Origin of the sequence: Sphingomonas sp. SORGH_AS_0438 (genome assembly GCF_031453475.1) — a bacterium.
GTDB lineage: Bacteria > Pseudomonadota > Alphaproteobacteria > Sphingomonadales > Sphingomonadaceae > Sphingomonas.
Genome location: NZ_JAVIZS010000001.1, coordinates 3782651 through 3802568, shown reverse-complemented (window position 1 = coordinate 3802568; position 19918 = coordinate 3782651). Strand labels below are relative to the sequence as shown.

15 protein-coding genes are annotated in these 19918 nt (G+C 68.6%); 11 read left to right on the top strand and 4 right to left on the bottom strand.

Annotated features, from left to right (window positions below):
- The first annotated feature begins 80 nt into the window (after positions 1 to 80).
- The 4 genes from QE452_RS17875 to QE452_RS17860 all read left to right on the top strand — a co-directional run bounded on the left by QE452_RS17875 (position 81) and on the right by QE452_RS17860 (position 2991).
- Positions 81 to 743 carry an extensin family protein gene (locus QE452_RS17875; protein ID WP_309659996.1) on the top strand — a complete coding sequence of 221 codons (663 nt, stop codon included), beginning with the start codon at positions 81 to 83 and terminating at the stop codon, positions 741 to 743.
- A 42-nt stretch (positions 744 to 785) separates the two neighbouring features.
- Complete coding sequence (locus QE452_RS17870) at positions 786 to 1664, top strand: TIGR00730 family Rossman fold protein (protein WP_125993540.1); 879 nt, start codon at positions 786 to 788, stop codon at positions 1662 to 1664.
- Between the two features lie 104 nt (positions 1665 to 1768).
- A complete protein-coding gene (locus tag QE452_RS17865) occupies positions 1769 to 2230 on the top strand; it encodes a hypothetical protein (protein WP_309659997.1) in 462 nt (153 codons plus the stop codon).
- The gene (locus QE452_RS17860; RefSeq protein ID WP_309659998.1) at positions 2227 to 2991 is read left to right on the top strand and encodes a TorF family putative porin; all 765 of its coding nucleotides are present in this window, start codon (positions 2227 to 2229) and stop codon (positions 2989 to 2991) included. Before QE452_RS17865 ends, QE452_RS17860 begins: the two co-directional genes overlap by 4 nt.
- Before the next feature lie 417 nt (positions 2992 to 3408).
- Here the strand turns inward: QE452_RS17860 and QE452_RS17855 are convergent, their stop codons facing one another.
- A complete protein-coding gene (locus tag QE452_RS17855; RefSeq protein ID WP_309659999.1) occupies positions 3409 to 4113 on the bottom strand; it encodes a cytochrome c family protein in 705 nt (234 codons plus the stop codon).
- Between the two features lie 100 nt (positions 4114 to 4213).
- On the opposite strand from QE452_RS17855, the gene QE452_RS17850 reads away from it, so the two are divergent.
- A complete protein-coding gene (locus tag QE452_RS17850) occupies positions 4214 to 5104 on the top strand; it encodes a prephenate dehydratase (RefSeq protein ID WP_309660000.1) in 891 nt (296 codons plus the stop codon).
- A gap of 9 nt (positions 5105 to 5113) precedes the next feature.
- Here QE452_RS17850 and QE452_RS17845 read toward each other — a convergent pair whose 3' ends face one another.
- Genes QE452_RS17845 through QE452_RS17835 form a run of 3 tightly spaced genes read right to left on the bottom strand, consistent with a single transcriptional unit; the run spans position 5114 to position 8619 of the window.
- Positions 5114 to 6346: a carbohydrate porin gene (locus tag QE452_RS17845; protein WP_309730465.1), complete on the bottom strand. Its 1233-nt coding sequence runs from the start codon at positions 6344 to 6346 to the stop codon at positions 5114 to 5116.
- A gap of 15 nt (positions 6347 to 6361) precedes the next feature.
- Entirely contained in the window at positions 6362 to 6838 is a 477-nt protein-coding gene (locus tag QE452_RS17840) for a chemotaxis protein CheW (RefSeq protein WP_309660002.1), read from the bottom strand.
- On the bottom strand, positions 6835 to 8619 hold the full coding sequence (locus tag QE452_RS17835) for a methyl-accepting chemotaxis protein (RefSeq protein ID WP_309660003.1): 1785 nt from the start codon (positions 8617 to 8619) through the stop codon (positions 6835 to 6837). The genes QE452_RS17840 and QE452_RS17835 overlap by 4 nt, the downstream gene beginning before the upstream one ends.
- A 513-nt stretch (positions 8620 to 9132) precedes the next feature.
- On the opposite strand from QE452_RS17835, the gene QE452_RS17830 reads away from it, so the two are divergent.
- The 6 genes from QE452_RS17830 (at position 9133) to QE452_RS17805 (ending at position 19833) form a co-directional block, all read left to right on the top strand.
- Positions 9133 to 10461: an Nramp family divalent metal transporter gene (locus QE452_RS17830; protein WP_309730462.1), complete on the top strand. Its 1329-nt coding sequence runs from the start codon at positions 9133 to 9135 to the stop codon at positions 10459 to 10461.
- A gap of 82 nt (positions 10462 to 10543) precedes the next feature.
- Positions 10544 to 12979 (top strand): glycogen/starch/alpha-glucan phosphorylase, encoded by a 2436-nt coding sequence (locus tag QE452_RS17825; RefSeq protein ID WP_405052781.1) that lies wholly within the window; start codon positions 10544 to 10546, stop codon positions 12977 to 12979.
- Positions 12976 to 15144, top strand: a complete 2169-nt coding sequence (gene glgB / locus QE452_RS17820; protein WP_309660005.1) for a 1,4-alpha-glucan branching protein GlgB — start codon at positions 12976 to 12978, stop codon at positions 15142 to 15144. The genes QE452_RS17825 and glgB overlap by 4 nt, the downstream gene beginning before the upstream one ends.
- Before the next feature lie 192 nt (positions 15145 to 15336).
- Positions 15337 to 16599, top strand: coding sequence for a glucose-1-phosphate adenylyltransferase (gene glgC / locus QE452_RS17815; RefSeq protein ID WP_309660006.1), 1263 nt, complete (start codon positions 15337 to 15339; stop codon positions 16597 to 16599).
- Between the two features lie 178 nt (positions 16600 to 16777).
- Positions 16778 to 18223: a glycogen synthase GlgA gene (gene glgA, locus QE452_RS17810; RefSeq protein ID WP_309660007.1), complete on the top strand. Its 1446-nt coding sequence runs from the start codon at positions 16778 to 16780 to the stop codon at positions 18221 to 18223.
- The gene (locus tag QE452_RS17805) at positions 18220 to 19833 is read left to right on the top strand and encodes an alpha-D-glucose phosphate-specific phosphoglucomutase (protein ID WP_309730459.1); all 1614 of its coding nucleotides are present in this window, start codon (positions 18220 to 18222) and stop codon (positions 19831 to 19833) included. The genes glgA and QE452_RS17805 overlap by 4 nt, the downstream gene beginning before the upstream one ends.
- Positions 19834 to 19918: the final 85 nt, after the last annotated feature.

Here is a 19918-nt window from a genome sequence, read left to right as displayed (position 1 = left end):
CTCCTGCTCCATCCCGCAGGGGGGCCGGGATGGAAAGTCGCGGTCGCGGGAGCCCCTGGCCTGGCGAATCGAACGGGAGAATGGGTTTGCGGTCACGGACGATCATCACCGGCGTCATGCTCGCCCTGACGCTCGCCGGCTGCGGCCGGGTCGATCGGCCGACCCGCCAGGCGTCCCGTCCCGAACCCTATCGGCCCTCCGCCCGCGAGACCGCACAGTGCGAGGCCGATCTGCGCCGCGAAGGCGTCGACTATCGCCGCCTGCCCGACAAGGAACTGGGGCCGGGCTGCGGCCTGTATGGCGCGGTGCAGCTCACCGATATCGGTGTGCCCGTCACCGGCGTCACCGCGATGCGCTGCGGCAATGCTCGGGCCTTTGCCGGCTGGGTCCGCAACGCCGTCGCCCCCGCCGCGTGGCAGATCCTGGGCTCGGAGCTGGTCAGGGTCGAAGGGATGGGCACCTATGCCTGCCGCAACATCGTCGGCAGCAAGCGGATCGGCGACCGGCGCTCCGGCCATGCGCTGGCCAATGCGGTCGATGTCGGCGGCTTCGTGCTGAAGGACGGGCGGCGGGTCACCCTGCTGAACGACTGGACCTCGCCCGATCCGCGCGTGCGGCAGTTCTGGACGACGATCCGCGCCTCCGCCTGCCGGCGATTCGGCACCGTGCTGTCGCCCGACTATAACGCCGCCCACCGCAACCACCTGCATCTGGAGGACGATGCCGCGCATTTCTGCCGCTGATCGGGCTTTGCGCGGGGCCGCGATTATGGCTACGACCCGGCGATGACCGATACCCGCGTACCCAGCCGCGTCTTTCCGCGCGCCAGCCAGGATGCCGAAAGCGCCAAGACCGTCGTCTCGACGCCGCAGACCGAAAATCCGGCCTATCGCCTCGCCTTCCAGGACATGGACTTCCTGCTGCGCGAGGACCTTCGCCCCGTCCGCTTCCAGCTCGAACTGCTGAAGGCGCAGTTGACGCTGGACGAGGCCCGGATCGCCTCCACCTTCGTCTTCTACGGTTCGGCGCGCATCCCGGAGCCGGCCAAGGCCCATGCGCTGCTGGAGATGGCCAGCGACGACAAGAGCCGCCGGATCGCCGAGCGGCTGGTCGAGAAGAGCCGCTATTACGACGTCGCGCGCGAACTGGCACAGATCACCAGCCGCCTGCCGCGCGACGAGGCCGGGCGGCGGCACTTCGTCGTCTGCTCGGGCGGTGGCCCCTCGATCATGGAGGCGGCGAATCGCGGCGCGGCGGACGTCGGCGCGGAGTCGATCGGGCTCAACATCGTGCTGCCGCATGAGCAGGCCCCCAACCCCTATGTCACCCCGTCGCTGTCGCTCCAGTTCCACTATTTCGCGCTGCGCAAAATGCACTTCCTGCTCCATGCCCGCGCGCTGGCGGCCTTCCCCGGCGGCTTCGGCACGTTCGACGAGCTGTTCGAGCTGCTGACGCTGATCCAGACCGGCAAGATCGAGCCGATCCCGGTGCTGCTGGTCGGCCGCGCCTTCTGGGAGCGGGTCATCAATTTCGAGGCGCTGGTCGAAGAGGGCGTGGTGTCCGAACGCGATCTCGGCATCTTCACCTATGTCGAGACCGCCGAGGAGGCGTGGGACGTGGTGCGCCGCTTCTACGACGAGCGGGCGGCGCGCGCCGAGGCGTGAAAATTTCCGGCGGGAGATGGAAACTCTCCCGCCGCACAGCCATTCATGACAAATAGTTCATGTTACCGGCCGACACAGGCCGGGGCTGTGCAGGAGATGATGTCATGACCCGCTTTACCCTTCCCGCAACGTTGCTTACCGGCCTGGCGGCCGGGGCCGCCTTCGCCGCGCCCACCCAGTCGGGCGTCGAGCATCGCACCCGGATCACGCATAGCAGCGGCCCGGTGGAGGCCGCCTATCGCGGCCGGGTCGACATCACCCATCGCCAGCTCGGCGCGGCGACGCCGGGTGGCCGCCCCTCGACGCTGCGCTGCCTGTGGAGCGCGAACGTCACCGTCGATCGCGCCGCGACCAGCGCGTCGGGCCTGACGCTGGCCCGCTCGGTCGATGGCGGCTCCGCGATCGCCGGGCATCGCGCCGGCTGGTGCGACACCCATCGCGAGTCGATCGCGCAGGAGGTGGCGCGCCGCACCGACCAGTTGCGCTCCCATGTCGAGGTGCTGGCGGCGGAGGATCACGACGTGCTCCGTGCCGAGCTCGACCGGGCGGCGACGCGCACCGGATGACGCGCTGGACGATGATGGCCGGGGTGGCGCTGCTGGCGCTGCCTCGCATGGCGGCGGCGCAGGACAGCATCACCGATCCGCCCAGCGCGGGGCCACGAGTCCAGGCCGGCCTGTCGGTCGCCACCGACGAACGCCGACGCGGCCTGAGCTGGAGCGGCGGCCGCGCCGTGGTGGCAGGCGAAGCCTCGGCGACGATCGGCGCGGTGACCGGCGCGGCGCGGGTCACGTCGCTGCGGGACGGTGCGCGGGCGGACGGGGCGGATGCGGTCGCCGATCTGTCGCTGACCGGCGGCATCGATGCGGGCGGCGTCCGGATCGAGGCGGGCGGCGTCGCGCATCTGTTCGGCGGCGCGGGCCGGCGAATGGATTATGGCGAACTGACCCTGGCGGCGCGCTATGCCTTCGGCCCCGCGCAGTTCGACGCCGGCATCGACTATGCGCCCGATCAGGCGGCGATCGGTGGTGACAATGCCTATCTCCATGCGGGCGCCAGCGCCGGGATACCGGGCACGCCCTGGACCGTGCTGGGGTCGGTCGGCCGGTCGATCGGCGGCGGCTCCCCCGATCCGCGCGTGGATCGCCTGCGACCGGGCGGCGACTATAACGACTGGCGGGTCGGTGTGGAGCATATCCGCGGGCCGCTGGTGCTGGGGCTGACCTATACCGGCACGGACCTGTCGGACGATCGCCTCCCCTCCCGCTTCGCCGACCGCCCGAACAGCGGCGACCGGCTGACGGCCTCGGCAAGGATAAGTTTCTGACGGCGGTTTGCGGCCGGTCGTAAGGCGGAAGTCGGCGCGAATACCCAAGGCGTTTCGGTTGGGCGCGTTTCAGTGCGCCTGACCGTCATTCCGGTAAAGACGAAACCGCCGCCAGGGCCCTTATGGCATCCCGGCCAAACCGGAACCTTTGCGAAAGTCCGGAAGGCTCGTGCTCCTGCGAACGCAGGAGCCCAGAGCCAAGCAGAACGACGATGGGTGGTATGTGTGACCCTGGGCTCCTGCCTTCGCAGGAGCACGGCAGGGACTGTGGCGCAGGTTCCGCTATGGACGAGGTGGCGAGGCGCCTGGATTTCTGCGCCTTTCGCAGAAGCACGGCTCGCGTGGAGACGGGATGACCCCAGCACCGCAACGCCCGCCACCTCTCCGCGTTGGCGCGACTGCGCGTGAACGTCAGCCTTATTCCGACCGCGCGCCCTTGCGGGCCGCTTCCGGATCGACCGACGGCGCGCCGGACGCGGGGGTGCCGGTATTGGCGATGTCGCCCGTCTCGCCGCGCCGGTCGGTCTCGACCTTCTCGGTCGCGGCCGCCGTGTTGCCGCCGGTATCGGCCGCCGCCTTCTCCGCCCCCGGAGCCGGCGTGGCGGGAAGCGGCAGGTTGGACCCTTGCGCGTTCAGATAGGCGATGACGTTGGCGCGGTCCTGGGGGTTGGACAGGCCGGCGAAGGTCATCTTGGTGCCGGGCGCGAACTTGCGCGGGCTGGTCAGCCACGCATTCATATTGTCGAAATTCCACTTGCCGCCGACCGACTTCAGCGCGTCGGAAAAGGCGAAGCCGCCCTTGCCCTGCGCGATCGCCTCGCCCAGCGTGGCATAGAGGTTCGGACCCACGCCATTGGCCCCGCCCTGGTTGACGGTGTGGCAGGCGGCGCATTTCTTGAAGACTTCCGCGCCCTTGGCGACGTCGGCGGTGGGCAGCAGCGAGGCGATGGCGACCTCGGGGGCACCGCCGCCGGCGCCCGCTTCCTCGACCCCCTCGATCGGATAGCCCATCTTCTCCGGGCGATGGCCCTCGAAGATCATGCCGCCGACGATCGCGGTTCCGAGCGCGATGCCCGCCGCGCCGAGCGCCCAACCTGCGATCGTGTTGGTCTTCAGGTCCATATCCGCCCCAGTTTTTATTTGGCCTGACTGTAGGAAAGCATCGCCGCCACCGCAAGCGGCGCTTGATCCCCGCAGCGCCCGCGGTCAAACGCGGGCGGCCATGCAGAATTTCGCCGCTCCCGCCCAGGCGCTCGTCGCCGCGATGTACGAAGCCGCCGCCGCCGCCCGCGAACGCGCCGTCGCCTTCCAGGGCGCGCCCGGCGCCAACAGCCATGCCGCCGCGCGCGCCGCCTTTCCGGACGGCCTGCCGCTGCCCTGTTTCGACTTCGCCGATGCGCTGGACGCGGTGAAGGAGGCGCGCGCCGACTGTGCCGTGATCCCGATCGAGAATTCGCTGCACGGCCGCGTCGCCGACATGCATTTCCTGCTGCCCGAATCGGGCCTGGTCATCACCGGCGAGCATTTCCTGCCGATCCGCCACACGCTGATGGGCCTGGGGCCGATGGCGGGCGTGCGCCAGGCGATGAGCCATCCGCAGGCGCTGGGCCAGTGCCGTCACTGGCTGCGCGCGCATGGCATCGCGCCGGTCGCCTATCCGGACACGGCCGGCGCGGCGGCGATGGTGCGCGAACTCAGCGATCCGGCGGTCGCCGCACTCGCCCCGCCCGGCGCGGCCGAACTCTACGGGCTGGAGGTGCTGGCCAGCGACATCGCGGATGCGGACCACAACACCACCCGCTTCGTCACGCTGGCGCGCGGCGGCCGGCCGCCGCTGGGCGACGGCCCCTGGATGACGACGCTGATCTTCGAGGTGAAGAACGTGCCCGCCGCGCTCTACAAGGCGATGGGCGGCTTCGCGACCAACGGCGTCAACATGACTAAGCTGGAAAGCTACCAGCGCGGCGGCAATTTCGTCGCCACCGAATTCTATGCCGATATCGAGGGGAAGCCGGGCGATGCGGGCGTCGACCGCGCCATCGAGGAACTGGGCTTCCACTCGAAATGGGTGCGGCTGCTCGGCACCTATCGTCAGGCGCGGGCGCGCGGCTGACCGGACGCCTCAGAACAGGGTCCAGTCGATCGCCGCGCGCAGCACCACGACCAGCGCGTCCGGCCGGTCGCGGACGCCGCCGGGCCGGCGGATATATTGCACGTCGGGCTGGAGCTGCAGGAACGACGTGACCCGGTCGGAATAGGTCAGTTCGATGGTCGATTCCGCCCTGGCGAGCGGCGATGCCTTGGGGGGATTGCCGCGACGATAATGGCTGCTCAGCGCGCCGCTGGAGGCGCCGAGCGACACCAGGCTGTCCGGCCGGCCGGACACCACGCCCTGCCCGGTCACGCCCAGTTGCCAGCCGCCGGCAAAGGGGGTGGTCCGCCCGTCCGACAGGCCCATGCGCCCGAATGCCCGCCAATGGCCCGGCGCATCCGCCCTCCCCGCCAGATCCTGCTCCACGAGCAGATAGACGCCGTGCGACATCGCGCGGCCGGCGGTGACGGTGACGCCGGGCGGGGTGATCCGCGGCTGCGACCGCGTATAGCTCCAGCCGCCGAGCGCCACCGAGGTCCGGCCCTGCCACCCCGCCTCCGCGACCAGCAGCGCGGTCCGCGGGCCGTCATCGGCGATGCCGCGCGGCGCCCGCACCACCGCCGCCTGGGCATAGGCCCGGCCGCCGTCCGCCCGCACCGGCCCCGTGGCGCGCAGCCGGACCGCCAGCGCGGTCTGCGGGAAGATCGACGGACCATTGGGCCCGGTCGACGCCAGTTCCGACCCGATGCCGAAGGCGGGCGCGATCAGCGGCGCGGCCGCGTCATTATGGTAGAATTCGCTGTTCAGGTCATAACGCCCGACCAGCAGCGACAGCCGGTCGCCGGCGAAGCTCTGCTGCACCCAGGCCTGGAACAGCCGCGTCTGGTTGTCGGACACCTCCGAATTGTCGACGCCCTGCAAGGTGTTGGCGATGTTGTTGGCCCGGCCGCCCTTGGCATTGAGCACATCGACCATGGCGGTCATGCCACGCCAGCCGGCGACCCGCTCCAGATCCGCCGAGACGACCAGATCGACGATGTCCATGTAGCGGACGCCGCGCTGGGACCGGTTCCGCCCCGCCGCCACCGCGACCACATCGCCCTTATAGCCGATGGCGGCGGTCACGGGCGGCGGCGCGGCGGCGGCCGGTGCGGCCGGTGCGGCGTCCGCGACGGGATCCGGCCCCGGCATCGCCCATGCGGCTGGGGAGAGACCCGCCAGGAGACAGCAGGCGGACCGGCCGATCCAAGGGATCACGCGCATCGCGTCTCCTCCCCTTCAGGCCGCGCGGAGCGACGGCATGGCCCCCGCCCCCTGCGCGGCGAGCACGGCAGGCAGGTCGAGCAGGCCGACCAGCCCGTCCTCCTGGCGCAGCATCGCCTGGAGCCCCGCCGCGCCGGCGATCCCGCCGACGCCGGGTGGCGGCTCGACCGCATCCGCCGCCACGACCGCGATCTCGCACACCGTGTCCACGACCAGCCCGATCTCGAACGGCGTGGCGGCGGTGCCGGGCAGTTCGACGACCAGCAACCGGGTCAGCGCGGTCGGCGGCACGGCGGCGAGGCCCAGGCAGCGGCGGAGATCGGCCATCGGCAGCGATCGTCCCCGCACATCGGTCAGCCCGATCAGCCAGTCCGGCGCGCCCGGCAGGCGGAAGCCGGGCCGATGCTCCAGGATCTCGCGGACCATGGCGACCGGCAGCGCGTACCGATCCTCGCCCATCGCGAAGACGATGACGGTCAGGTCGCCGTTCATGCGGCGCGTCCGAAGCTGGCATCCTCTCGGTCGCCGCCGCCCTGGGTCAGGTCGAGCGCATAGCCGCGCGCCCGCGCCTGTTGCTGGGCGGGGGTGGCCCCGGCCGGCTTGACCAGCGGCACTGCGGCAACGGTCGGCACAGGACGCGGCGCGGCGGGCGCGGACAATCCGTGCGTATCGACCCGGAAATAGGCGATGGTCCGCTGCAACTCGCCGGCCTGCCCCGCCAGCGCCTCGGAGGTGGCGCTGATCTGCTCGGAGGCGGAGGCGTTCTGCTGCGTCACCTGGTCGAGCTGCTGGATCGCCGCATTGATCTGGCTCGAGCCGACATCCTGCTCGCGGCAAGCGGCGCTGATCTCGGCGACCAGCTCGGCGGTGCGGCGGATATCGGGCACCAATCGGGTCAGCATCTCCCCCGCCTGGGTCGCCGCGGCGACCGTGTCGCTGGACACCGCGCCGATCTCGGCGGCGGCGACCTGGCTGCGTTCCGCCAGCTTGCGCACCTCGGCTGCCACCACCGCGAAGCCACGGCCATGTTCACCGGCCCGCGCCGCCTCGACCGCCGCGTTCAGCGCCAGCAGGTCGGTCTGGCGGGCGATCTCCTGCACGATCCCGATCTTGTCGGCGATGGTCCGCATCGCGATCACCGCCTTGTTGACGGCGACGCCGCTTTCCTCGGCATCGAGCGAGGACTGGCGGGCGATCTTCTCGGTCTGGGCGGCGTTGTCGGCATTCTGTTTGATGTTGGCGGCCATCTGCTCCATCGACGCCGAGGCTTCCTCGGCGGCGGCGGCCTGTTCGGTCGCGCCCTGCGACACCTGCTCGGACGAGGAGGAGAGCTGCTGGCTGCCCGATGCGACGCTGCCCGCCGCCTCGGTCGCGCCGCCGACGACGCCGCGCAGCCGCTCGACCATCATCTTCAGCGCCTGGCCCAGCTTGTCGCGATCCGATAGCGGCTGATAGTCGACGGTCAGGTCGCCCTTCGCGATCGTCTCCGCCAGCGCGGCCGAGCCGCGCAGCGTATCGGTCATCCGGTTGACGGTATCGACCAGATCGCGGATCTCGTCGTTCGACGTGACCTCCAGCCGCTGGTCGAGATCGCCGACCGCCACCGCCCGCAGCGCCACCGACACGCGTTCCAGCCCCCGCGAGACCAGCCGGCCGATCCAGGTCGCGCCGGCGATCGCCGCGATCAGCGCCATGGCGGCGACGATCAACAGGGTCGTGCGGGCATTGGCATAGAGCGCGTCACCGGCGGCGTCCGCCGCCTTCATCTCGCCGCGCTGCTTCTGGACGATATTGTCGACGATCTCGCCGGTACGATCCGCCGCCGCCTTGGCGGACCCCATGGAGATGGCGCTGGCCGCCGCCGTCTGGCCATTGGCGGCCAGCCCCAGCGCCTTGTCCGCCTCGGCCTTATAGACCTCCCAATGGCGCTTGGCATCGATATAGAGTGGCCGGTCGCTATCGTCCGCCTTGGCGATCGCGGTCTCGATCACCTCGTCGGCCCGCATCCGCTGGCGCTTCAGTTCGGCCCCTTCGCGTTCGAGCGCGGCGGCATCCCGGGCCAGGGACTGGTTCTTCTCCGCGACCACCGCCGATGTGGTGGCGTCGTTGAATTGCTGTACGCGGTCGAGATCGGTGACGGGGCCATCGGCCATATCGCTCATCGCCCCGTTCAGGGTCGACAGGCGGGATACCCCGAAGCCGACGATCGCCGCCAACATCAGCAGCACGACCGCAAAGGTCGCCGCCAATTTCATCGTGATGGTTGCTCGCATGGTTATAGTCGCTCCATCGCACTGGATTGATTCACGTCGAAGGGCCGGCAAAGGACGCGATCGATCATCGACGCAGCGATCCCGTCGGACCGCCGCACCGCAAACCACATCACGCCAATAGATTTCGTCGATCCGCTGCACGATGCTGCTTTCAGCCTTCTCGTGATTCGAACAGCGAATCGCCTCACCAAATCCTTTGCAATTGCCTCGTCTTGCCACGACCTTGCAAAGATCACCGCTTTTGCGATCGATCTATTACGATCATGTCGATTTTGTTTTAGACTACATCAAGTTAATGTAGGTTTTATTTGAAGGTCACCGCCTGATAACCATGACATTTAACTGCGATCGGGAAACTTCCATTCGATTATTCGGCCGATCCGGCAATTGAGACCGGGAATGGCGGCACAAATTGCCGGCTGGTCAGGCAGACTTTGCCGCCAAGCGTTGATCCATCGCAAAAGGCCGCGTGACCCGCCACCTTGCCGGGCGTCGTGCGTTGCGGCAGGGTTCATGCCCATGCCTCCATCCACCGCGCCGATCCCGCGCGCCGCACCCGCCCGCTCGCTGGGCGACAGCCACCGGACGATCCGCGTGCCGCAAGGCGCCGGATTCTGGCGGCGTTTCCTGGCCTTTGCCGGCCCCGGCTATCTGGTCGCGGTCGGCTATATGGACCCCGGCAACTGGGCGACCGACATCGCCGGCGGCTCCGCCTTCGGCTATGCCCTGCTATCGGTCGTGCTGCTGTCGAACCTGATGGCGATCGTGCTGCAGGCGCTGTCGGCGCGACTCGGCATCGGCGCGGGGCTCGACCTGGCGCAGGCGTGCCGCGCGCATTATTCGCGGCCGGTCGCGATCGCCTTGTGGCTGCTCTGCGAGATCGCGATCATCGCCTGCGACCTGGCGGAGGTGCTGGGCACGGCCATCGCGCTCAAGCTGCTGTTCGGCCTGCCGCTGGTCTGGGGCGTGCTGGTGACGGCGGCGGACGTGTTCCTGGTGCTGGCGCTGCAACGCTTCGGCTTCCGCAAGCTGGAGGCGTTCATCATCGCACTGCTCGGCATCATCGCCGGCTGTTTCGTCTACGAACTGATGCTCGCCAAGCCGGACATGGGCGGCATCCTGACCGGGCTGGTGCCGACCAGCCAGATCGTCACCAACCCGGCGATGCTGTATCTGGCGATCGGCATCCTGGGCGCGACGGTGATGCCGCACAATCTCTACCTCCATTCCTCGATCGTGCAGACCCGCGCGCATGGCGAGGATGCGGCCGGACGGCGCGAGGCGGCGACCATGGCGACGATCGACAGCACGGTCGCGCTGGGCCTCGCCTTCTTCATCAACGCCGCGATCCTGATCCTGGCGGCGGCCACCTTCCACAGCAGCGGCCGCACCGACGTGGCGGAGATCGACCAGGCCTATCGCCTGCTCGCGCCGTCGCTGGGCGTGGGGGCAGCCAGTGTGGTGTTCGCGGTGGCGCTTCTCGCCTCGGGCCAGAACAGCACGATCACCGGCACGCTCGCCGGGCAGATCGTGATGGAGGGCTTCCTGAACCTGCGCCTGCCCGTCTGGCTGCGCAGGCTGGTTACGCGCGCGCTGGCGATCGTGCCGGCGGTGATCGTGGTCGGCGCCACCGGCGATGCGGGCGCGACCAAGCTTCTGGTGCTGAGCCAGGTGATCCTCAGCCTGCAACTTCCCTTCGCGGTGGTGCCGCTGGTCCGCTTCACCGGCAGCCGGACAATCATGGGTGAACTCGCCAGCCCCGCCTGGCTGCGCGTGCTGGCTTGGGGGATCACGGGCGTCATCATCGCGCTCAACCTCACGCTGCTTTACGGAATGTTCTGATCCCGCCGCATACGTAACAAGGGATGCGTATGGTCCCGATCCGGGATAGATACGAACAAGAAACCACGATTGGGGTATCGCATTGGCCACTTCGCTCGACGCTTCGACCACGCCTGTTGCCTCCACCAACCCGCTGGCCGCGGCGATCGTCGCCACCCTCGTCCAGCGCATCGGCAAGGACGAGAAGGCCGCCCGCCCGCATGACTGGCTGGCCGCGACCATCCTGACCGTCCGCAACGACATCATCCAGCGCTGGATGGAATCGACCCGCGACGCCCATGCCAAGGGGGCCAAGCGCGTCTATTATCTCAGCCTGGAATTCCTGATCGGCCGGCTGCTGCGCGACGCGCTCGCCAATCTGGGCCAGACCGGCGAGATCGCCGAGGCGCTGAAGACGCTGGGCGTCGACCTGGCCGAGATCGAGGAGATCGAGCCCGACGCCGCACTCGGCAATGGCGGCCTGGGCCGGCTGGCGGCCTGCTTCATGGAGAGCCTCGCCAGCCTCGACCTGCCGGCCTATGGCTATGGCATCCGCTATGTGAACGGCATGTTCCGCCAGCGGATCGACGATGGCTATCAGGTCGAACTGCCCGAGAACTGGCTGCAGCACGGCAACCCCTGGGAGTTCGAGAGGCGCGAGAGCGCCTATTTCGTCGGCTTCGGCGGCGAGGTGGTCGGCACCGAGACGGGCCATGTCCATTGGAAGGCCGGCGAGGCGGTGGAGGCGATCGCGGTCGACACGCCGATGGTCGGTTGGCGCGGCAAGCGGGTCAACACCCTCCGCCTCTGGACCGCCCGCGCGATCGATCCCCTGCGGCTCGACCGGTTCAACGACGGCGATTTCGAGGGCGCGCTGGCCGGGCAGCTCCGCGCCGAGACGCTGACCCGCGTCCTCTATCCCAATGACTCGACGGCGGCGGGGCAGGAATTGCGGCTGCGGCAGGAGTATTTCTTCTCCTCCGCCTCGATCCAGGACATCGTCCGCCGCCACGTCCAATATACCGGCGACATCCGCCTGCTGCCCGACAAGGCGGCGATCCAGCTCAACGACACCCACCCGGCGGTGGCGGTGGCGGAGCTGATGCGGCTGCTGATCGACTTCCACGACCTCGGCTTCGACGAGGCGTGGGACGTTACGCGCCGCACCTTCGGCTATACCAACCACACGCTGCTGCCCGAGGCGCTGGAAAGCTGGCCGCTGCCGCTGTTCGAGCGGCTGCTGCCGCGCCACATGCAGCTGGTCTATGCGATCAACGCCAAGCTGCTGCGCGAGGCGCGGGCGCTGGGCTCCGACGACAATGCGATCAAGGCGATCAGCCTGATCGACGAGGGCGGCGAGCGGCGCGTGCGCATGGCGAACCTGGCCTTTGCCGGCAGCCATTCGGTCAACGGCGTCGCCGCGCTCCATACCGAGCTGATGAAGCAGACGGTGTTCGCCGACCTGCACCGCCTCTATCCCGACCGGATCAACAACAAGACCAACGGCATCACCCCGCGCCGCTGGCTGTTCGAGGCCAATCCGGGCCTGACCGGGCTGATCCGCGACGCGATCGGGCCGGATTTCTGCAACGATGTGGACCGTCTGTCGGGGCTGGAGACGCTGGCCGACGACAGCGCCTTCCAGTCCAAGTTCCAGGCGGTGAAACGCTCGAACAAGGTCGTGCTGGCGCAGTGGCTGAAGGCGCAGATGGGCCTGCGCATCGATCCCGATGCGCTGTTCGACGTGCAGATCAAGCGCATCCACGAATATAAGCGCCAGCTGCTCAACATCATCGAGACGGTGGCGCTGTACGACCAGATCCGCAGCCATCCCGAACGCGACTGGACGCCGCGCGTGAAGCTGTTCGGCGGCAAGGCGGCGTCGAGCTATCACAATGCCAAGATGATCATCAAACTGGCCAATGACGTGGCGCGGCGGATCAACGCCGACCCGGCGATCGGCGGCCTGCTCAAGGTGGCCTTCGTCCCCAACTACAATGTCTCCGTCGCCGAACGGATGATCCCGGCGGCCGACCTGTCCGAACAGATCTCCACCGCCGGCATGGAGGCGTCGGGCACCGGCAACATGAAGTTCGCGCTGAACGGCGCGCTGACCATCGGCACGCTGGACGGCGCGAATGTCGAGATCCGCGACCATGTCGGCGCGGAGAATATCGTGATCTTCGGCCTGACCGCCGATCAGGTCGCCGAGAAGCGTGCCCAGGGCTATAATCCGCGCGAATATATCGAACGTTCGCCCGAACTGAGCCAGGCACTGTCGGCGATCGCCTCCGGCGTCTTCTCGCCCGACGATCCCGACCGGTACAAGGGGCTGATCGGCGGCCTCTACGACGGCGACTGGTTTATGCTCTGCGCCGATTTCGACGCCTATGCGACCGCGCAGCGCGAGGTCGACCGGCGCTGGAACGACCGCAAGGCATGGAACCAATCCACCATCCGGAACGTTGCACGGGTCGGCTGGTTCTCCTCTGATCGTACCATCCGGGAATATGCCAAGGATATCTGGGGAGTCCTGTGAACCCACCAAGTGACGCCATCATCGCCCTGGTCGAGGGGCGTCACGACGATCCCTTTTCGCTTCTGGGTGTCTTTCCCGGTCCGGACGGCGCATTCGCCCGGACCTGGATAGCCGGAGCCGAAAAGGTCGAGGCGATCGGCCCGGACGGCCGGTCGCTGGGAACGCTGGAGCCGGTGCACGATGCCGGCATCTTCGAAGGCCCGATCACCGGCGAACCCGGCCCCACCACCTATCGCGCGACGCGCGGCGAGGCGGAATGGCAGGTCGTCGATCCCTATAGCTTCGGCCCCGTGCTGGGCCCGCTCGACGAATATCTCTTCGCCGAGGGGACGCATCACCGGCTGTGGGACCGGATGGGCGCCCATCCGATCGAGCATCAGGGCGTCGCGGGCATGCACTTCGCGGTCTGGGCGCCCAATGCCAGCCGCGTGTCGCTGGTCGGCGGCTTCAACCATTGGGACGGCCGCCAGCATGTCATGCGTCGGCGCGGCAGCGTCGGGGTGTGGGAGATCTTCATCCCCGGTCTGGGCGCGGGCGAGCCGTACAAGTTCGAGATCCTGTCGCAGGGCGGCGCGCTGCTGCCGCAAAAGGCCGATCCCTTCGCCTTCGCCGCCGAATTGCGGCCGCGCACCGCCTCGCTGACCACCGGGCCGTTCCAGCACCAGTGGCAGGATGCGGGGCATCGCGAACATTGGGCCTCGGTCGATCCGCGCCGCGTGCCGATCAGCATCTACGAGGTCCATGCCGGTTCCTGGGACAAGGACGAGAATGGCTGGTTCCTGAGCTGGGACCAGATGGTCGAGCGGCTGATCCCCTATGTGGTCGATCTGGGCTTCACCCATATCGAGTTCATGCCGATCACCGAACACCCCTATGATCCGTCCTGGGGCTATCAGACGACGGGCCTCTATGCGCCGTCCGCCCGGTTCGGCGATCATGAGGGGTTCGCCCGCTTCGTCGATGCCGCGCACCAGGCCGGGATCGGCGTGCTGCTCGACTGGGTGCCCGCGCATTTCCCGCTCGACGCGCACGGCCTGGCCCGGTTCGACGGGACCGCGCTCTACGAGCATGACGATCCGCGGCTCGGCTATCACCCCGACTGGAACACCGCGATCTACAATTTCGGGCGGCGCGAGGTGTCGAGCTACCTCGTCAACAACGCGCTGTTCTGGGCCGAGCGCTATCATATCGACGGCCTGCGCGTCGATGCGGTCGCGTCGATGCTCTACCGCGACTATAGCCGCAAGGCGGGCGAGTGGATTCCGAACGAACAGGGCGGCCGCGAGAATTGGGAGGCGGTGGAGTTCCTGCGCGCCACCAACCGCGCCGTCTATGGCCAGCATCCCGGCATCTTCACCGTCGCCGAGGAATCGACCAGCTGGCCGGGCGTCTCGCAACCCGCGCCGCCGCCGGGCGAGCGGAATGGCGGGCTAGGCTTCGGCTTCAAGTGGAACATGGGCTGGATGCACGATACGCTCCAGTACATGGCGCGCGAGCCCATCTATCGCCAGCATCATCACGGCGAGATCACCTTCGGCCTGGTCTACAGCTTCAGCGAGAATTTCGTCCTGCCGCTCAGCCATGACGAGGTGGTGCACGGCAAGGGGTCGATCCTGGCCAAGATGCCCGGCGACGACTGGCAGCAATTCGCCAATCTGCGGCTCTATTATGCCTTCATGTGGGGCTATCCCGGCAAGAAGCTGCTGTTCATGGGCCAGGAATTCGCTCAGCGCGCCGAATGGTCGGAGGAGCGGGCGCTCGACTGGGGCCTCAGGTACAGCCACGCGCATGAGGGCGTGCGCAACCTGGTCCGCGACCTCAACCGCATCTATCGCGAGACGCCCGCGCTCCATGCGCGCGATTGCGAGGGCGAGGGGTTCGAGTGGCTGGTCGCCGACGATTCCGCCAATTCGGTCTTCGCCTGGCTGCGCAAGGCACCGGGCGAGGCGCCGGTCGCGGTCATCACCAACATGACGCCGATCGCGCGCGCGCCCTATCGCCTGCCGCTGCCCCATGACGGTCGCTGGACGGAGGTGCTGAACTCCGACGCGGGCGAATATTGGGGATCGGGCCTGGGCAATCTGGGCGGGATCGAGGCGAAGGACGGGATCGGCTGGGTCACGCTGCCGCCGCTCGCCACGATCATGTTGCGCTTCGACGGCTGAACGGGACCGGGGTCGGTCCCGACCCCGTTCGCCGCGCCCCTATCCTCCAGCGATGTCCTCCGCCATGACCTAGCCGCCCACACCTCCGGGCTCCGACCGGACCCGATATAAAAACAGCGACAAACAGGGCGGCGATCCCTCGACAGTTTCCATTCCGGGTGGAACAGTGCCGTCGAGACAGGAGGGACGAGGATGGATCATCGCAGGGGGCAGCCGCTGGCACGCGACGCCATGGCCTATGTACTGGCGGGAGGGCGCGGCAGCCGGTTGTACGAGATGACCGACACGCGCGCGAAGCCCGCCGTCTATTTCGGCGGCAAGTCGCGCATCATCGACTTCGCGCTGTCGAACGCGATCAACTCGGGCATCCGCCGCATCGGCGTGGCGACCCAGTACAAGGCGCATTCGCTGATCCGCCACCTGCAGCGCGGCTGGAACTTCCTGCGGCCGGAGCGCAACGAAAGCTTCGACATCCTGCCCGCCTCGCAGCGCGTCTCGGAATTCCAATGGTATGAGGGGACCGCCGACGCGGTGTTCCAGAATATCGACATCATCGAAAGCTATGGTCCGGAGTTCATGGTCATCCTGGCGGGCGACCATATCTATAAGATGGACTATGAGATCATGCTCCAGCAGCATTGCGACAGTGGCGCCGACGTCACCGTCGCCTGCATGGAGGTGCCGCGCATGGAGGCGGTCGGCTTCGGCGTGATGCATGTCGACGAACGCGACCGGATCGTCGATTTCGTCGAGAAGCCCGCCGATCCCCCCGCCATTCCCGGCCAGCCCGACGTCGCGCTCGCCAGCCTGGGCATCTATGTCTTCGCCACCAAGTTCCTGATCGAGGAACTGCGCCGCGACGCGGCGACGCCCGGTTCCAGCCGCGATTTCGGCAAGGACATCATCCCCTATCTGGTCAAGCACGGCACCGCCCAGGCGCATCGGTTCGGCGCGTCCTGCGTGCGTTCGGAATCGGAGGTCAGCGCCTATTGGCGCGATGTCGGCACGATCGACGCCTATTGGGAGGCGAATATCGACCTGACCGATGTCGTCCCCGCGCTCGACCTGTACGAGAAGAGCTGGCCGCTCTGGACCTATTCGGAGATCACGCCGCCGGCCAAGTTCGTCCACGACATCGACGGCCGGCGCGGCAGCGCGGTGGCCAGCCTGGTATCGGGCAATTGCATCGTGTCGGGCGCGTCGATCAACCGCTCGCTGCTGTCGACCGGCACGCGCGCGCACAGCTTCTCGATGCTCGACGAGGCGGTGGTGCTGCCCAATTGCCATATCGGACGCGGCGCTCGGCTGCGCCGGGTGGTGATCGATGCCGGCGTGCAGATCCCCAACGGCCTGGTGGTCGGCGACGATCCCGAGCTGGACGCCAGCCGCTTCCGCCGCACCGACAAGGGCATCTGCCTCATCACCCAGCCGATGATCGACCGGCTGACCGCGTGAGGGGTGAATCGAAGCGGACGGCTTCGCCATACCGCCCGAATGATGCTGCGGAATGCCGGCCCCTCTCCAACGCGACCACCCCGGCCTTTGCCGGGGTGGCAGGGTATTTTGCAGAGGGGCCACTTCTGCCACGACGTGCGATGATGATCCGCCACACAGCCCCACGACAGGCCCATCCATGACCCCCGTCCTTTCCGTCGCATCCGAATGCTATCCGCTGGTGAAGACCGGCGGGCTGGCCGATGTGGTCGGCGCGTTGCCGGCCGCGCTCGCGCCGCACGGCTTCGCCACCTCGACGCTCATCCCCGGCTATCCGGCGCTCGCCGATTCTATTCGCGCCGGCACGGTGGTGCATCACTGGCCGCACCTGCTGGGGGTCGAGGCGCGGCTGGTCGAATCGCGGCTGGGCGACCACCCGCTGCTGATCCTCGACGCGCCCGCCTTGTTCGCGCGCGACGGCGGCCTCTACACCGACCAGGGCGGCAAGGACTGGCCCGACAACTGGCGGCGCTTCGCCGCGCTGGCCCGCGCCGCCGCCGATCTGGGCAGCGGCGCGGTGCCCGGCGGCGAGTTCGCCATCGTCCATGCGCATGACTGGCAGGCGGCGATGGTCCCCGCCTATCTGCGCTTCGCCCCCGGCCCCGGCCCGGCGGCGCGCACCGTGGTGACGATCCACAACATGGCGTTCCAGGGCTGGTTCGACGCCTCCGTCTTCCATGATCTGGGCCTGCCGCACCACGCCTTCCAACTGGACGGGGTGGAATATTATGGCGGCGTCGGCTTCCTGAAGGCGGGGCTGGAATCGGCCGATGCGATCACCACCGTCTCGCCCACCTATGCGCGCGAGATCCGGCATGGCGATTTCGGCATGGGGCTGGAGGGGCTTATCGCCGCCCGCGCCGACAGCGTCAGCGGCATCGTCAACGGCATCGATCCCGCAGTGTGGAACCCGGCGACCGACCCGCTGCTCGCCGCGCGCTACGATGTCGACACGCTGGACCAGCGCGCCACCAACCGCGCCGCGATCGAACAGGCGTTCGGCCTCAGCCCCGGCGACGGGCCGATCTTCACCGTCGTCAGCCGTCTGACCTGGCAGAAGGGCATGGACGTGCTGGTCGAGGTGCTGGACGATCTGGTCGCGCTCGGCGGCCGGCTCGCGCTGCTGGGTTCGGGCGACGCCGGGCTGGAACAGGGTTTTCGTGACGCGGCCAGCCGCCATCCCGGCCGCATCGGCCTTCGCATCGGCTATGACGAGCCCCTGTCGCACCGCTTGCAGGGCGGGGCCGACGCGATCCTGATCCCGTCGCGGTTCGAGCCGTGCGGCCTGACCCAGCTCTACGGCCTCGCCTATGGCTGCGTCCCGGTCGTCGCCCGGACCGGCGGCCTGGCCGATACGGTGATCGACGCCAACGAGGCCGCGCGCGGCGCCGGGGTCGCGACCGGCATCGTCCATGACGGTGTCACGCGCGAGTCACTGATCCACGCCATCACCCGCGCCACCGAGCTGTTCGCCGACCGGGCGGCGTGGAAGATGATGCAAACCAATGGGATGCGGGCCGACTTCTCCTGGACGGAGAGCGGCCGCCGCTATGCCCGACTCTATCATAGCCTGGGGGCCGCATGATCCGTACCGTAGAATCGACGCCATATACCGACCAGAAGCCGGGCACTTCCGGCCTGCGCAAGAAGGTGCGCGTCTTCCAGCAGCCCAATTATGCCGAGAATTTCATCCAGTCGGTCTTCGACGCGATCGACGGCAAGGACGGCGCGACGCTGGTGATCGGCGGCGACGGCCGCTTCCTCAATCGCGAGGTGATCCAGGTCGCGATCCGCATCGCCGCCGCCAATGGCTTCGGCCGGGTGCTGGTCGGACGCGGCGGCCTGCTCTCGACCCCGGCGGCGAGCAACCTGATCCGCCAGCGCGGCGCGCTGGGCGGGCTGGTGCTGTCGGCCAGCCACAATCCCGGCGGGCCGGACGAGGATTTCGGCATCAAGTATAATGTCGCCAATGGCGGCCCCGCGCCGGAGAAGGTGACCGACGCGATCCATGCGCGCACCCTGACCATCGACCGCTGGCTGACCGTCGAGGGCGCAGATATCGACCTCGACGCGCTCGGCGCGGTGACGGTCGGCGCCATGACGGTCGAGATCGTCGACCCGGTCACCGACTATGCCGCTTTGATGGAGACGCTGTTCGACTTCGACGCGATCCGCGCCGCGAACCTCACCATGGCGTTCGACGCGATGAGCGCGATCACCGGCCCCTATGCGACCGAGATCCTGGAGAAACGACTGGGCTTCGCGCCCGGCACGGTGCGCAACGGCACGCCGCTGCCCGATTTCGGCGGTCATCATCCCGACCCCAATCTGGTCCATGCGCGCGCCCTCTACGACACGATGATGGGCCCCGACGCGCCCGATTTCGGCGCGGCCTCGGACGGGGACGGCGACCGCAACCTGATCATCGGGCGCGGCCGCTTCGTCACGCCCTCGGACAGCCTGGCGATGCTGGCCGCCAATGCGCATCTCGCCCCCGGTTACCGTAACGGGCTGAAGGGCATCGCCCGCTCGATGCCGACCAGCGCCGCCGCCGACCGGGTCGCCGAAAAGCTCGGCATCCCCGCCTATGAGACGCCGACCGGCTGGAAGTTCTTCGGCAACCTGCTCGACGCCGGCATGGCGACGATCTGCGGCGAGGAAAGCGCCGGCACCGGATCGGATCACGTCCGCGAGAAGGACGGACTGTGGGCGGTGCTGCTGTGGCTCAACATCCTGGCGGCCACCGGCCGGTCGGTCGATGCGATCGCGCGCGACCATTGGGCGACCTATGGCCGCAACTACTATGCCCGCCACGATTACGAGGGCGTCGAGAGCGCGCGCGCCGATGCGCTGATGGCGGAACTGCGCGGCAAGCTGGCCGACCTGCCCGGCACCGCGATCGGCGACCTGGTGATCGAGACGGCGGACGATTTCGCCTATCACGATCCGACCGACGGTTCGGTCAGCCGCAACCAGGGCGTGCGCATCCTGTTCGCCGGCGGCAGCCGCGTCGTGTTCCGCCTGTCGGGCACCGGCACCAGCGGCGCGACGCTGCGCGTCTATCTGGAACGCTATGAGGCGGAGCGGATCGACGAGGACACGACCGCGATGCTCGCCGACATCGTCGCGGCGGCGGATGCGGTGGCCGGGATCGTCCACCACACCGGCCGCACCGAACCCGATGTGGTGACGTGAGCGACGGCCAGGGGGTGCTCGGCCGCCTGGGGCGGCGGGTCGGTGCGTTCCTCTGGCCGCCCGCCCCCGAGGCGGGCACGCTCGG